Raw genomic sequence first — 13,382 nt, 5'->3', positions numbered from 1 at the left:
GGGGAACGACAGGAGGAAGGTAGAAGTGCACAGCAAGCTTTACATTCCCGCCCGCAGCGCCACCCCGCCCTACACAGTCGACATCACGCCGGAATCCGCGGGGTGGAGCGAATCCTCGCTGCAGGTAATAGAACTCGACGAGGGTCAGCGAGTAGAGATCAGCACCGATGGCATCGAGGTGATGATTCTGCCACTGGCCGGCGGCGGCACCGTCGAATGCGACGGTGAGACATTCGAACTGGCGCCACGGGCCTCGGTGTTCGACGGCCCGTCCGACATGGTGTACATCGGCCTTGACCGGACCTACGTGCTCGGCGGCGAGGGCCGCTTCGCCATCTGCGGAGCCCGCGCCAAGAACTCATTCCCCAACCGCCGCGTCGCCGCCGCCGACGTTCCCGTCGAACTGCGCGGCACCGGCAACTGCAGCCGGCAGGTCCACAACTTCGGCACCGCAGGCGTTTTCGATGCCGACTCGCTGATCGCATGTGAAGTCATCACCCCCGGCGGCAACTGGTCGAGCTATCCCGCGCACAAGCACGACGAGACCACGCCCACCGAGACCGAACTCGAAGAGATCTACTACTTCGAGATCGCAGGCGGTCCCGACGGATCACGCGGATTCGGATATCACCGTGTCTACGGGACGCCGGACCGTCCGATCGAGGTGCTCGAAGAGGTGCGCACCGGCGATGTGGTGCTGGTGCCCCACGGGTATCACGGCCCGTCGGTGGCGGCGCCGGGATATCACATGTACTACCTCAACGTCATGGCCGGACCGGGCGCCGAACGCGCCTGGAAGATCGTCGACGACCCGGAGCACGCCTGGCTCCGCAGCACCTGGCCCGACCAACCCGTCGACCCCCGCCTCCCTCTGCACCAAACAGGAGCGTGACCCGTGGTCTCCACCGCACCCAAGCGCGCCGAGAAGACACCTGACCCCGAGAGCACCGTCCGACTGACCGTGGCGCAGGCGACGATTCGCTTCCTCGCCAACCAGTACGTCGAACGCGACGGCGAGCGCACCAGGTTCTTCGCGGGCGCCTTCGGCATCTTCGGACACGGCAACGTCGCAGGCCTCGGCCAGGCCCTCCTTCAGGACGAGGTCGAGGCGGTCGAGGCCGGCAGAGAGCCGGCACTGAAGTACGTGCTGGGTCGCAACGAACAGGCGATGGTGCACAGCGCAGTCGCGTACGCACGGCAGAAGGACCGGTTGCAGACGTGGGCCGTCACCGCCAGCATCGGCCCCGGGTCGACGAATATGCTGACGGGCGCCGCACTCGCGACGATCAACCGCCTTCCGGTGCTGCTGCTGCCCGCCGACACGTTCGCCACCCGCGTGAGCGCACCGGTGCTGCAGGAGTTGGAGTTGCCGTCGTCCGGCGATGTGACGGTCAACGACGCGTTCAAACCGCTGTCCCGCTACTTCGATCGGGTGTGGCGGCCCGAGCAATTGCCCGCCGCCCTGCTCGGCGCCATGCGGGTGCTCACCGATCCCGCCGAGACCGGCGCAGCGACGATCGCCCTCCCCCAGGACGTGCAGGCAGAAGCCCATGACTGGCCGGAATCGCTTTTCGCCGAACGCACCTGGCACGTCGCGCGACCGCTGCCCGAGAAGGCCGTCATCGCACGGGCGGCCGAGATCATCAGCACGGCGCGAAAACCGCTGATCGTCGCCGGCGGCGGCGTCGTCTACTCCGGCGCCACCGAGGCACTGGCCGCGCTGTGTGAGAAGACCGGCATTCCCGTCGGCATGAGTCAGGCCGGCAAGGGCGCGCTGCCCTACGACCACCCGCAGTGCGTCGGCGCCATCGGGTCGACGGGTACAACGGCCGCCAACGCACTGGCCACCGAGGCTGACGCGGTGATCGGAATCGGCACGCGGTACAGCGATTTCACGTCGGCATCGCGCACCGCGTTCAACAACCCAGACGTGCGGTTCGTCAACATCAATGTGGCGTCGCTGGATTCGGTGAAGCAGGGCGGCGTCAGCGTGGTGGCCGATGCCCGAGAGGCGATCGAGGCGCTGGCTACAGCGTTGGGCGACTACCGGGTCTCTGACGACTACCGCAGTCGCACCACGGCGCTCGCCAAGGAGTGGGACGACACCGTGTCGGCCGCCTATGCGGTCGAGGATGGGGCGCCGCTCAACCAGAGCCAGGTCATCGGCCTGGCGAACACATTGAGCGAACCGCGCGACGTCGTCGTCTGCGCCGCCGGTTCGATGCCCGGCGACCTACACAAGCTTTGGCGGACAAGGGATCCCAAGGGCTACCACGTCGAGTACGGCTACTCATGCATGGGCTACGAGATCGCAGGCGGTCTCGGGGTACGGATGGCCGACGAAAGCCGCGACGTGTTCGTATTGGTCGGCGACGGCTCCTACCTGATGATGGCCACCGAACTGGTGACCGCCGTGCAGGAGGGCGTCAAGCTCATTGTCGTCCTGGTGCAGAACCATGGCTTCGCGTCGATCGGTTCGCTGTCGGAGGCGTTGGGATCTCAGCGTTTCGGGACCGCGTACCGCTACCGCAGCGACAGCGGTCGACTCGACGGCGACAAGCTGCCGGTCGACCTCGCGGCCAACGCGGCGAGTCTCGGCGCGGATGTCATCAAGGTCACCACCGCCTCGGACTTCGCCCATGCCGTCAAGGTCGCCAAGGCCAGCGATCGCACCACCGTGATCCACGTCGAAACGGATCCGCTCGTCAGCGCTCCGGACAGCGAGTCATGGTGGGACGTACCGGTGTCAGAGGTGTCGACGCTGGAATCCACACAGTCGGCATACCAGGCCTATCAGGACTGGAAGAAGATTCAGCGCCCCCTGATCCGCCCCTCCGATTCCTGAGAGACGAAAACTCCGTGAGCACAATTCTTGTCGGTTCTGCCCCTGACTCCTGGGGCGTCTGGTTCCCCGACGATCCCGGGCAGACCCCCTACACCCGCTTCCTCGACGAGGTCGCGGAGTCCGGCTATCGGTGGATCGAACTCGGACCCTACGGATACCTGCCGACGGATCCCCAGCAGCTATCAGACGAACTGAATGCGCGCAACCTGAAGTTGTCGGCGGGCACGGTGTTCGAGCACCTACACCAGGACGCCTCATGGGACGCCGTGTGGGCGCAGGTCGAGGACGTCGCGAAGCTGACCGCGGCAGTCGGCGGCAAGCACGTCGTCGTCATCCCCGAGATGTGGCGCGACCCCGCGACAGGAGCCGTGCTCGAGGACCGCAACCTCACCCCCGAACAGTGGCGCAAGAAGACCGAGGGCATGAACGAGCTCGGCAAGGCGATGTTCGAGAAGTACGGCGTCCGTGCGCAATACCACCCGCACGCCGACAGCCACATCGATACCGAGGAGAACGTCTACCGGTTCCTCGACGGGACCGACGGCGAGTTCGTCAACTTGTGCCTGGACACCGGCCACATCAGCTACTGTGGCGGCGACAACCTCGCGATCATCCGCCGGGCACCGGAGCGCATCGGATACCTGCACCTCAAGCAGGTCGACCCCGAGGTACGCGCGAAGGTGGAGGCCGAGGATCTACCGTTCGGCGAGGCCGTCAAGCTCGGCGCGATGACCGAACCGCCGCTTGGCATTCCGGAGATGCCGCCGCTACTGGCCGAGATCGGGCGACTCGGTATCGACGTGTTCGCGATCGTCGAGCAGGACATGTACCCCTGCGATGTCGACGCTCCCCTGCCGATCGCCAAGCGCACCCGCTCCTATCTCGGTTCATGCGGCGTACCGACCATCCAATTCAGCTAGGAGAGCTCGTGACCGATTTGCGTGTGGCCGTTCTCGGCGTCGGCGTGATGGGCGCCGACCACGTAGCCCGACTCAACTCCAGGATCTCGGGAGCAAGGGCCGCCGTCGTCAACGACTACGTCACCGAGAAGGCCGAACAGATCGCGGCGACGATCCCGGGCTGCCGCGCCGTCGTCGACCCGCTCGATGCGATCGCCGATCCGGATGTCGACGCCGTCGTCCTCGCCACTCCCGGCCCGACGCACGAGAAGCAGCTTCTCGCTTGCCTGGAGCACGCCAAGCCCGTGTTGTGCGAGAAGCCGTTGACGACGGATGTCGAGACTTCGCTGGCGGTGGTGAAGCGGGAGGCCGAACTCGGCAAGCGGTTGATCCAGGTTGGCTTCATGCGGCGGTTCGATCACGAATACGCCCAGCTGAAGGCGCTCCTGGACGGCGGCGAACTCGGCCGCCCGCTGGTGTTGCATTGCGCACACCGTAATCCCGCGGTGCCACCGACGTTCGACAGCGCGATGGTGGTGCGCGACTCGCTGGTGCACGAGGTCGACGTCACCCGCTTCCTGTTCGACGAGGAGATCGCATCGATCCAGATCATCAAACCCGCGGCGAACCCCGGTGCACCGCAAGGCCTTGCCGATCCGCAGATCGCGATCATGCGCACCACGTCGGGCAAGCACGTCGACGTCGAATTGTTCGTCACGACCGGTGTGGCCTATGAGGTGCGCACGGAGGTGGTGGCCGAAAAGGGCAGCGCCACCATCGGACTCGATGTCGGACTCATCCGCAAGAGCGCCCCGGGTCACTGGGGCGGGGAGATCGCGCCGGGCTTCCGGGAACGCTTCGGCCAGGCCTATGACACGGAGTTCCAGCGCTGGGTCGACGCGGTGAACGCAGGTGTCAACCTCGACGGCCCGGGTGCGTGGGACGGATACGCCGCGGCCGCGGTGTGCGAGGCCGGCGTCGAGTCGCTGAACAGCGGGCTCCCTGTCGAAGTCAAGATGGTGGACCGCGCATCGATTGACGGAGCCTGAGATCATTCGCTACCAACTGAAGACCATGACCGACTACGTCGCGAAGTACAGAAAGTAGATATGAGCAAGATAATCAGCCACTGGATCAACAACGCGGCGTTCGCGGGCGCCGGCACCGCCACGGCCCCGGTGACCAACCCTGCCACCGGCGTCGTCACCGGTGAGGTCGCACTGGCCACGGTCGAGGACGCCCGCGCGGTGAACGACGCCGCGGCCGCCGCCTACCCCGCGTGGCGCGACACGTCGCTGGCCAAGCGCACGCAGATCCTGTTCAACTTCCGCGAACTACTCAACGCGCGTAAGCAGGAACTGGCCGAGATCATCACCAGCGAGCACGGCAAGGTCGTCTCCGATGCGCTCGGCGAGGTCAGCCGCGGTCAAGAGGTCGTCGAATTCGCCTGCGGTATACCGCATCTGCTCAAGGGCGGCTTCACCGAGAACGCGTCCACCAAGGTCGACGTGTATTCGGTCCGTCAGCCCTTGGGCGTGGTGGGCGTGATCAGCCCGTTCAACTTCCCCGCGATGGTGCCGATGTGGTTCTTCCCCATCGCGATCGCGACCGGCAACACCGTCGTGCTCAAACCGTCCGAGAAGGATCCGAGCGCCTCGCTGTGGCTGGCCGAGCTGTGGGCCGAAGCCGGACTGCCGCCTGGCGTTTTCAACGTGCTGCAGGGCGACAAGACCGCCGTCGACGAACTCCTGACGAACCCGACCGTCAAGTCGGTGTCCTTCGTCGGCTCAACGCCGATCGCGAAGTACGTCTACGCCACCGGCACCGCGCATGACAAGCGGGTGCAGGCGCTCGGCGGCGCGAAGAACCACGCGGTGATCCTGCCCGACGCCGACCTGGATCTGGCCGCCGACGCGATGGTCAACGCGGGCTTCGGTTCCGCAGGCGAGCGCTGCATGGCGATCTCGGCATGTGTGGCCGTCGGGCCGATCGCCGACGACCTGGTCGCGAAGATCGCCGAGCGTGCCGCGAACATCAAAACCGGCGATGGTACAAGGGATTCCGATATGGGACCGTTGGTGACCAAGGCACACCGCGACAAGGTCGCGTCGTACATAGATGCGGGTGAGGCCGACGGTGCCAAGATCGTGGTCGACGGCCGCAACGTGAAAGTCGACGGCGCCCCGGAGGGCTTCTGGCTCGGCCCGACGCTGATCGACAACGTCACGCCCGAGATGAGCGTCTACAAGGACGAGATCTTCGGCCCTGTGCTGTCGGTCATCCGCGTCGAAAGCTATGACGAGGCACTGGACTTGGTGAACTCAAATCCGTACGGCAACGGGACGGCGATCTTCACCAACGACGGTGGCGCCGCGCGCCGCTTCCAGAACGAGGTCCAGGTCGGGATGGTGGGCATCAATGTGCCCATTCCGGTTCCGATGGCTTACTACAGCTTCGGCGGATGGAAGGCGTCGCTGTTCGGCGACAGCCATGCCCACGGCATGGACGGCGTGCAGTTCTTCACCAGGCAGAAGGCGATCACCAGCCGCTGGCTCGACCCCAGCCACGGCGGTATCGAGCTGGGCTTCCCGCAGAATCAGTAGGCCCGCCGCGAGTGCACGGTTGTCGTACGCATCGGCCGAATGGCCGCGTCAACAACCGTGCACTCGGCGCATCGGTCAGGCGTTTTGGATGACTTCCTCCCAGGCGCCGAAGCCGCCAAGGATGTCGCTCACGTCGGCGAAACCTTTCTGCCTCAACAGGCTCGCCGCCACGGACGAGCGGTACCCACCGGCGCAGTACAAGACAGTCGGCCTGGCGGGGTCCAGTTCACCGAGTCGCTCGGGCAACTGGCCCACTGGAATCGAGATCGCGTTCGGAATCTTCCCGGCGTCGACCTCGCCCGGATTGCGGACGTCGACGATCTGGAGATTGGTCAGCGCCGATGCCCGCTCGGTTAAAGCCTTGGCCGTCAACCGCGATGCCACCGCGACATCGTTCTGATGGGCGAACATCGCCTCGTACGGATTGGCCAGGTAGCCGATCACGCGGTCGAATCCGATCCTGGCGAGCCGGTTCTTGCCCTCCAGCTCCTCGCCGGGCTCGGTGAACAGCACAATGTCGACATCGGACGGCAGCACTGACCCCGCGAACTCGGCGTAGCGGCCTTCGAGTCCGATGTTGAGCGCACCACGCAGGTGGCCCTGCGCGAACTCTTCGGGGGTGCGTCCGTCGACCAGAACCGCACCACCGTCGACGGCCTCGCGGACTTCTTCGTAAGTCATCGCCGTCGGCATCTCGGTCTCGTCGAGCAGCTCGTGGTCCTTGCGGTTGAGGATTGCGTCGTAGACGAAATAGCCGGGCGCGGGTGGCTGGCCCGAGGTGACGAGGTTCATGAACGTCTCCTTGTCGGGCGCCCGCAGCGCGTAATTCGTCGCCTTCTGGTCCCCGATCGTCGACGACCGATCGGTCGACAGGTTCTTACCGCACGCCGACCCCGCACCGTGCGCCGGGTACACCCGGGTGGCGTCGGGAAGAGTCATCAGCTTGTCGTGCAGCGAGTCATACAGCTTGTCCGCCAGTTCCTCGCGGGTGTAGCCGATCGATGCCAGGAGATCCGGGCGACCCACGTCACCGATGAAGAGCGCATCGCCGGTCAGAACGCCATATGGGACCTCGTCGTCGGCATGCTCGTACACCACGATGCTCAGCGACTCCGGAGTGTGCCCCGGGGTATGGCGGAACTCCAGCATGACGTCACCGAGCGAATACCGTTCGCCGTCGGCAACCCCCGTGGACTCGAACTCGGTCTCGGCGATCGAAGAGTAGACGATCTTGGCGCCGGCCGCCTTCGCGAGTTCGAGATGGCCGGACAGGAAGTCGGCGTGGAAGTGCGTTTCGATGACGAGTTCGATCGTCAGACCCAGCTCCTTCGCGTCGGCCAGATACTCGGCGATGTCCCGCTGCGGGTCGACAACGACTGCGCGTCCAGTGGTTTCGTCGGCTACTAGGTACGACGCGTGCGAAAGACAGTCCAGGTAGTACTGGATGAATTTCATGGTGTGAGACCTTTCGTTCAGTCGAGACTTGCCATCCTGGCATATACCCCTATGGGTATGTCAAGTACCCTAGGGGGTATCTCATTCCCGTCTTGACAATACCCATGGGGGTATGCTCCCATTAGTCCCAGGCACATACCCCCGGTGGTATTCAGGTCCTCAGCGGCTTTCGTCACCGCCGGACCCCCGGAAAGGACCCGATCGCCATGACCGCTCCCGCCACTATCGACTCGCAGGACCTCAGCGATCGCCTCAGTTCGGCTGCGCCGCCGCGGGTTCTCGACGTCCGAACTCCCGGCGAATTCGAGACCGCCCACATCGCCGGCGCCTACAACGTCCCGCTGGACCTCCTCCGTGAGCACCGAGACGAGATCACCAGACACCTCGATGAAGAGGTCGTACTGGTCTGCCGTTCCGGGCAGCGGGCAGCTCAAGCCGAGGAGACTCTCAGGGCCGCCGGGCTGGGGAATGTGCATATCCTCGACGGCGGGATCGTCGCCTGGGAGGCCAAAGGCTTCGCCGTAAACCGCGGCGCCACCCGTGACGCCCAGACGGTCGTGTCTCAATTGGTCGGATCATGATTGCTCTGACCGTTGTCCTGGCAGTGTTCGTCGGCGTCGCGTTGGGCCTGCTCGGTGGCGGTGGATCGATCCTGACAGTCCCACTGCTCGCTTACGTCGCAGGCATGGACGCCAAACAAGCCATCGCCACATCTCTTCTGGTGGTCGGCGTTACCAGTGCGGTCGGCGCCGTCTCACATGCACGCGCCGGGCGAGTCCAATGGCGCACCGGCCTGCTCTTCGGCGCGGGGGGTATGACCGGCGCCTACCTTGGGGGCATGCTGGCCCGGTTCATACCGGGCTCGGTGTTGCTGATCGGCTTCGCCGTGGTGATGATCGCCACCGCGATCGCGATGCTACGCGGACGGCGAAGCAACATCGAATCCGTTGACGTGCAAGGATTTCCCGTTGTCAAGGCGGTGAGCGAAGGTGTCGTGGTCGGGCTGGTGACCGGACTCGTCGGAGCGGGCGGCGGCTTCTTGGTGGTACCGGCGCTCGCGCTCCTCGGTGGATTGCCGATGCCCGTCGCCGTTGGCACCGCGTTGACTGTGATCGCGATGAACTCCTTTGCGGGACTGGGTGGCTATCTTTCGAGCGTGCAGATCGACTGGGCCATGGCACTTACGGTTGCCGCCGCAGCAGTGATCGGGGCACTGATAGGCGCAAAGTTGACGGCGATGGTCAATCCCGAGGCCCTCAGGAAGGCGTTCGGTTGGTTCGTCCTGGGAATGTCCGCGGTGATCCTGGCAGAGGAGATCCACCTTGCCGCGGGCTTGGGCGCCGCGGCCCTGATGACAGTCGGCGCGGCGATGTACTTCGTGTGCGGTCGAACTCGGTTCTGTCCGTTGCGGCGGATCATCGGCGCTCCCCCAGTGAGGGCCGCGACCGCGTGACCGGCATCGCCATATACCCCGGAGGGTACTATGAAGACAACCGATTCATCGAACGAAGGACGGTCCAATGGTTGGTGACCAGGACAGCATCGCCGCAGTGCTGAACCGACTGCGTCGTGCACAAGGACAGCTCGCCGGGGTCATCTCCATGATCGAGGAGGGCCGGGACTGCAAGGATGTCGTCACCCAATTGGCCGCTGTGTCAAAAGCACTCGACCGCGCCGGATTCAAGATCGTCGCTACCGGCCTACGGGAATGTATGACCGGTTCTGCCACCGACGGAGGCTCGCCCATGAGTGAAGCGGAACTCGAGAAGCTGTTTCTAGCCCTGGCCTGACCGGGGCTTCCCCCAACACCAGTAGGCTTCCCTGCCATGACAGAGGCCACTGGCTCGGAACTGCTGCCCAACGGGCAGGATCTCGCGGCGGCGATAGCCGAGGGCGTACGCGCGCACGAACTCGACCGCGCCCACGTTTTCCACTCGTGGTCAGCGCAGGCAGCGCTGAAGCCGATGACCGTACTCGCCGCTCAGGGCTCCTATGTCTGGGACGGCGAAGGCAACAAGCTGCTGGACTTCTCGTCGCAGATGGTCAACACCAACATCGGCCATCAACATCCGAAAGTCGTTGCCGCCATTGCTGAACAGGCCGCAAAGCTGTGCACAATCGCGCCTGCACACGTCAACGCCGCCCGGTCAGAGGCCGCGCGCCTGATCGCGGAACGAACACCTGGGGATCTGAACCGGGTGTTCTTCACCAATGGCGGAGCGGACGCCGTCGAACACGCCGTTCGCATGGCCCGGCTGCACACCGGCCGGTACAAGGTGCTGTCGCGCTACCGGTCCTATCACGGTGGCACCGATACCGCGGTGAACCTGACCGGCGACCCGCGTCGCTGGCCCAACGACTACGGCACCAGCGGCGTCGTGCACTTCAACGGCCCCTTCCTGTACAGATCGTCGTTTCATTCCGAGAACGAGGAGCAGGAGACGCAGCGGGCGCTCGAACACCTCGAGCGGCTCATTCAGATGGAGAATCCGCTGTCGTTCGCGGCGCTGATCCTCGAATCGGTACCAGGCACCGCCGGCATCATGGTGCCGCCACCCGGCTACATGCGGGGTGTTCGGGAGATCTGCGACCGGTACGGCATCGTCTTCATCGCCGACGAGGTGATGGCGGGCTTCGGACGCACCGGAAAGTGGTTCGCCATCCAGCATTTCGACGTCGTGCCGGATCTGATCACGTTCGCCAAGGGAGTCACGTCGGGCTACGTACCGCTTGGCGGTGTCGCAATCAACGATTCGATCGCCAAGACCTTCGCCGACCGGCCCTACCCGGGCGGGTTGACCTACTCCGGACATCCCCTGGCGACCGCCTGCGCGGTGGCCACCATCAATGCGATGGAGGACGAGGGCATGGTCACCAATGCCGCGCGTATCGGCACCGACGTGCTCGGCCCCGGCCTGCGTGAGCTGGCGGCCAAGCACCCATCGGTCGGTGAGGTGCGCGGCCTCGGCGTGTTCTGGGCGATCGAGCTGGTGACCAATCAGCAGACACGGGAACCGCTGGCGCCGTACGGCGGATCCAGTCCTGCGATGGGCGAGACTCTCGCGGCGTGCAAGGCCAACGGCCTGCTCCCCTTCGCGAACTTCAACCGGATCCACGCGGTACCGCCGTGCAACGTCAGCGACACCGAAGTGGCAGACGGGCTGCGCATGCTGGACGCGGCGTTGGCAGTCGCGGACGGTCACACCATCTGAGCGCGCCGAGTGTGGGGGCTGCGGTTACCAGAGCCCGAGCGACTCGGACTGGACCCCCACACCCGGCGTCGTCTTAGAGGATGTAGAGCATCTCCTGGTAGGTGGGCAGCGGCCAGAGGTCGTCGGCCACAACGCCTTCCAGCGTGTCGGCGGCCTCACGCACCGCGGCCATCGCGGGCAGGATCGTGTCGCGATAGTAGAGCGCCTCTTCGAGCGCGCCCTCGACGTGGGCTGCCAACGCCGACTTCAGATCACTGAGCGCCTTCGTCAGATCGGCGATCGGCGCCGATACCCCTTCGAGCAGCGTCGTGTCGGCCTCGACGCCGGCCGCCTTCAATGCGGCGACGTTCTGGGCGAGTTCGGTCTGGTACCGGATCGCCGCAGGCAGGATCACCGTCGAACCGAGCTCCAGGGCCAGCTTGGCCTCCACCGCGATGGTCAGGACGTACTGCTCCAGCCTTACCTCATAGCGGCTGTGCAGCTCGCGCTCGTTGAACACTCCGTACTTCTCGAACAGCGCGATGGACTCCGGCTTGATCAGCTCGGGGATCGCATCGGGCGTGGTCTTCAGGTTGGGAAGACCACGTGCGGCGGCCTCGATCTGCCAGTTCTCTGAGTAGCCGTCGCCGTTGAAGACCACCGCACCGTGCTCGGTGATGATGTCGGTCAGCAGCTTCTGCACCGCGGAGTCGAAGTCCTCACCATCGGCGACGGCCTTCTCCAGCACGGTCGCCATGTAGTCGAGCGAGTCGGCCATGATCGTGTTGATGATGATCATCGGCACCGCGACGGTCTGACCCGAGCCCGGCGCGCGGAACTCAAACCGGTTGCCGGTGAAGGCGAATGGGCTGGTGCGGTTGCGGTCGCCGGGGTCGGTCGGCAGCGCAGGCAGCGTGTCGACGCCGATGTGCATGACGCCCTTGCCCTTCGACGATGTCGCGGCTCCCTTGGCGATCTGCTCGAAGACGTCGGCGAGCTGCTCACCGAGAAAGATCGAGATGATCGCAGGCGGAGCCTCGTTGGCACCCAGCCGGTGATCGTTGGTGGCCGAGGCCACCGAAACCCGCAGCAGGCCACCGAATTTGTGCACCGCGCGGATCACCGCCGCGCAGAACACCAGGAACTGCGCGTTCTCGTGCGGGGTGTCACCCGGCACCAGCAGGCTGCCGAATTGCGAGTTGCCCACCGAGAAGTTGACGTGCTTGCCCGAGCCGTTGACGCCGGCGAACGGTTTCTCGTGGAACAGGCACTCCATGCCGTGCTTGTGTGCGATCGTCTTGAACACCGTCATCAGCAGCTGCTGGTGATCGGAGGCGATGTTGGCGCGCTCGAACATCGGCGCGACCTCGAACTGCGCGGGCGCGACCTCGTTGTGTCGGGTCTTGGCGGGGATGCCGAGCTTGAACAGCTCGCGCTCGGTATCCATCATGAAGCCCAGCACTCGCTCGGGCACCGCGCCGAAGTAGTGGTCGTCGAACTCCTGGCCCTTGGGCGGCTTGGCGCCGAAGAGGGTGCGGCCGGCGTTGATCAGGTCTGGGCGGGCCAGGAAGAAGTGGCGGTCGACGAGGAAGTACTCCTGCTCCGGGCCACAGAACGAGACGACGTTCTCAAAGTCCTTGTGGCCGAACAGCTTCAGGATCCGCGCGGCGTGGTTGCCCATCGCCTGCTGGCTACGCAGCAGCGGCGTCTTGAAGTCGAGGGCCTCGCCGGTCATCGACACGAAGACCGTGGGGATGCACAGCGTGTTGCCGTTCGGGTTTTCGAGGATGTAAGCGGGACTGGTGACGTCCCACCCGGTGTAGCCGCGCGCCTCGAAGGTGCTGCGCAGGCCGCCGGACGGGAAGCTCGATGCGTCGGGCTCACCCTGAATCAGGGTCTTGCCTGCGAATTCGGCCAGGGTCTGTCCGTCAGAGATCGGCTCGAGGAAGCTGTCGTGCTTCTCGGCGGTGAGGCCGGTCATTGGGTAGAAGACGTGCGCGTAGTGCGTAGCGCCCTTCTCGAGCGCCCAGTCCTTCATGGCGACGGCAACGGTGTCAGCGACCGCGGGGTCCAGCTTGACGCCCTTCTCGATCGTGGCGATGACCGACTTGTAGACCGACTTCGGCAACCGCGCCTGCATCTCGGCCTTAGTGAACACGTTCGATCCGAAGATCTCGCCCGGCTCCTCACCGGGATCGAAGCTGACCGCAGGAGGCTCGTAGGCCTCGACGTTGACGATCGCCTGCAGGCGCACGGCATTTCCGCTCAATGAAGTTCCTATCACTGCGAGTCCGCACCCTTTGCGGACGATGACCGGCCCACACTAGGAACCTCGCGTTCCAGGATTGTTACGCCGCCGTCAACGACAGAATGCGTTTGCTCGATCTGC

10 protein-coding genes and 1 pseudogene are annotated in these 13,382 nt (G+C 65.1%); 9 read left to right on the top strand and 2 right to left on the bottom strand.

Translation table 11 applies throughout. From position 1 onward, the window contains the following. Positions 1 to 25: 25 nt before the first annotated feature. From iolB to G6N43_RS12710, 5 genes are read left to right on the top strand one after another with little or no spacing between them, the layout of a single operon-like run. Complete coding sequence (gene iolB / locus G6N43_RS12730; RefSeq protein WP_083150195.1) at positions 26 to 892, top strand: 5-deoxy-glucuronate isomerase; 867 nt, start codon at positions 26 to 28, stop codon at positions 890 to 892. A 3-nt stretch (positions 893 to 895) separates the two neighbouring features. Then, positions 896 to 2,845: a 3D-(3,5/4)-trihydroxycyclohexane-1,2-dione acylhydrolase (decyclizing) gene (gene iolD / locus G6N43_RS12725; protein ID WP_083150196.1), complete on the top strand. Its 1,950-nt coding sequence runs from the start codon at positions 896 to 898 to the stop codon at positions 2,843 to 2,845. Between the two features lie 14 nt (positions 2,846 to 2,859). Further along, complete coding sequence (locus G6N43_RS12720) at positions 2,860 to 3,765, top strand: sugar phosphate isomerase/epimerase family protein (protein WP_083150197.1); 906 nt, start codon at positions 2,860 to 2,862, stop codon at positions 3,763 to 3,765. Between the two features lie 8 nt (positions 3,766 to 3,773). Then, positions 3,774 to 4,793, top strand: a complete 1,020-nt coding sequence (locus G6N43_RS12715; RefSeq protein WP_083150198.1) for a Gfo/Idh/MocA family protein — start codon at positions 3,774 to 3,776, stop codon at positions 4,791 to 4,793. A 60-nt stretch (positions 4,794 to 4,853) separates the two neighbouring features. Then, entirely contained in the window at positions 4,854 to 6,347 is a 1,494-nt protein-coding gene (locus tag G6N43_RS12710) for a CoA-acylating methylmalonate-semialdehyde dehydrogenase (RefSeq protein WP_083150199.1), read from the top strand. Between the two features lie 75 nt (positions 6,348 to 6,422). Here the strand turns inward: G6N43_RS12710 and G6N43_RS12705 are convergent, their stop codons facing one another. Next, positions 6,423 to 7,802, bottom strand: a complete 1,380-nt coding sequence (locus G6N43_RS12705; RefSeq protein WP_083150200.1) for an MBL fold metallo-hydrolase — start codon at positions 7,800 to 7,802, stop codon at positions 6,423 to 6,425. A 206-nt stretch (positions 7,803 to 8,008) separates the two neighbouring features. On the opposite strand from G6N43_RS12705, the pseudogene G6N43_RS12700 reads away from it, so the two are divergent. From G6N43_RS12700 to G6N43_RS12685, 4 genes and pseudogenes are all read left to right on the top strand, one after another. Then, positions 8,009 to 8,419: pseudogene (locus G6N43_RS12700) on the top strand (rhodanese-like domain-containing protein); the annotation flags it as partial. Further along, the gene (locus tag G6N43_RS12695) at positions 8,407 to 9,255 is read left to right on the top strand and encodes a sulfite exporter TauE/SafE family protein (protein WP_407664909.1); all 849 of its coding nucleotides are present in this window, start codon (positions 8,407 to 8,409) and stop codon (positions 9,253 to 9,255) included. The pseudogene G6N43_RS12700 and the gene G6N43_RS12695, both read left to right, overlap by 13 nt. A gap of 67 nt (positions 9,256 to 9,322) precedes the next feature. Next, on the top strand, positions 9,323 to 9,592 hold the full coding sequence (locus G6N43_RS12690; protein WP_083150202.1) for a metal-sensitive transcriptional regulator: 270 nt from the start codon (positions 9,323 to 9,325) through the stop codon (positions 9,590 to 9,592). Between the two features lie 36 nt (positions 9,593 to 9,628). After that, a complete protein-coding gene (locus G6N43_RS12685; RefSeq protein WP_083150203.1) occupies positions 9,629 to 11,014 on the top strand; it encodes an aspartate aminotransferase family protein in 1,386 nt (461 codons plus the stop codon). A gap of 73 nt (positions 11,015 to 11,087) precedes the next feature. On the opposite strand, the gene G6N43_RS12680 is transcribed toward G6N43_RS12685, so the two are convergent. Next, positions 11,088 to 13,262, bottom strand: coding sequence for a glutamine synthetase III family protein (locus G6N43_RS12680; RefSeq protein WP_083150253.1), 2,175 nt, complete (start codon positions 13,260 to 13,262; stop codon positions 11,088 to 11,090). Positions 13,263 to 13,382 lie beyond the last annotated feature (120 nt).

The sequence above is a fragment of the Mycolicibacterium moriokaense genome (assembly GCF_010726085.1).
Classification (GTDB): Bacteria; Actinomycetota; Actinomycetes; order Mycobacteriales; family Mycobacteriaceae; genus Mycobacterium; species Mycobacterium moriokaense.
The sequence above is the reverse complement of the archived record's forward strand: the minus strand, read 5'-3'. Positions and strand labels throughout refer to the sequence as shown.

Bases quoted from the DNA above. Each gene is read 5' to 3' on its own strand.
- G6N43_RS12710 (WP_083150199.1), top strand. From the start codon at position 4,854: ATGAGCAAGATAATCAGCCACTGGATCAACAACGCGGCGTTCGCGGGC.
- G6N43_RS12705 (WP_083150200.1), bottom strand. From the start codon at position 7,802: ATGAAATTCATCCAGTACTACCTGGACTGTCTTTCGCACGCGTCGTAC.
- G6N43_RS12690 (WP_083150202.1), top strand. From the start codon at position 9,323: ATGGTTGGTGACCAGGACAGCATCGCCGCAGTGCTGAACCGACTGCGT.
- G6N43_RS12685 (WP_083150203.1), top strand. From the start codon at position 9,629: ATGACAGAGGCCACTGGCTCGGAACTGCTGCCCAACGGGCAGGATCTC.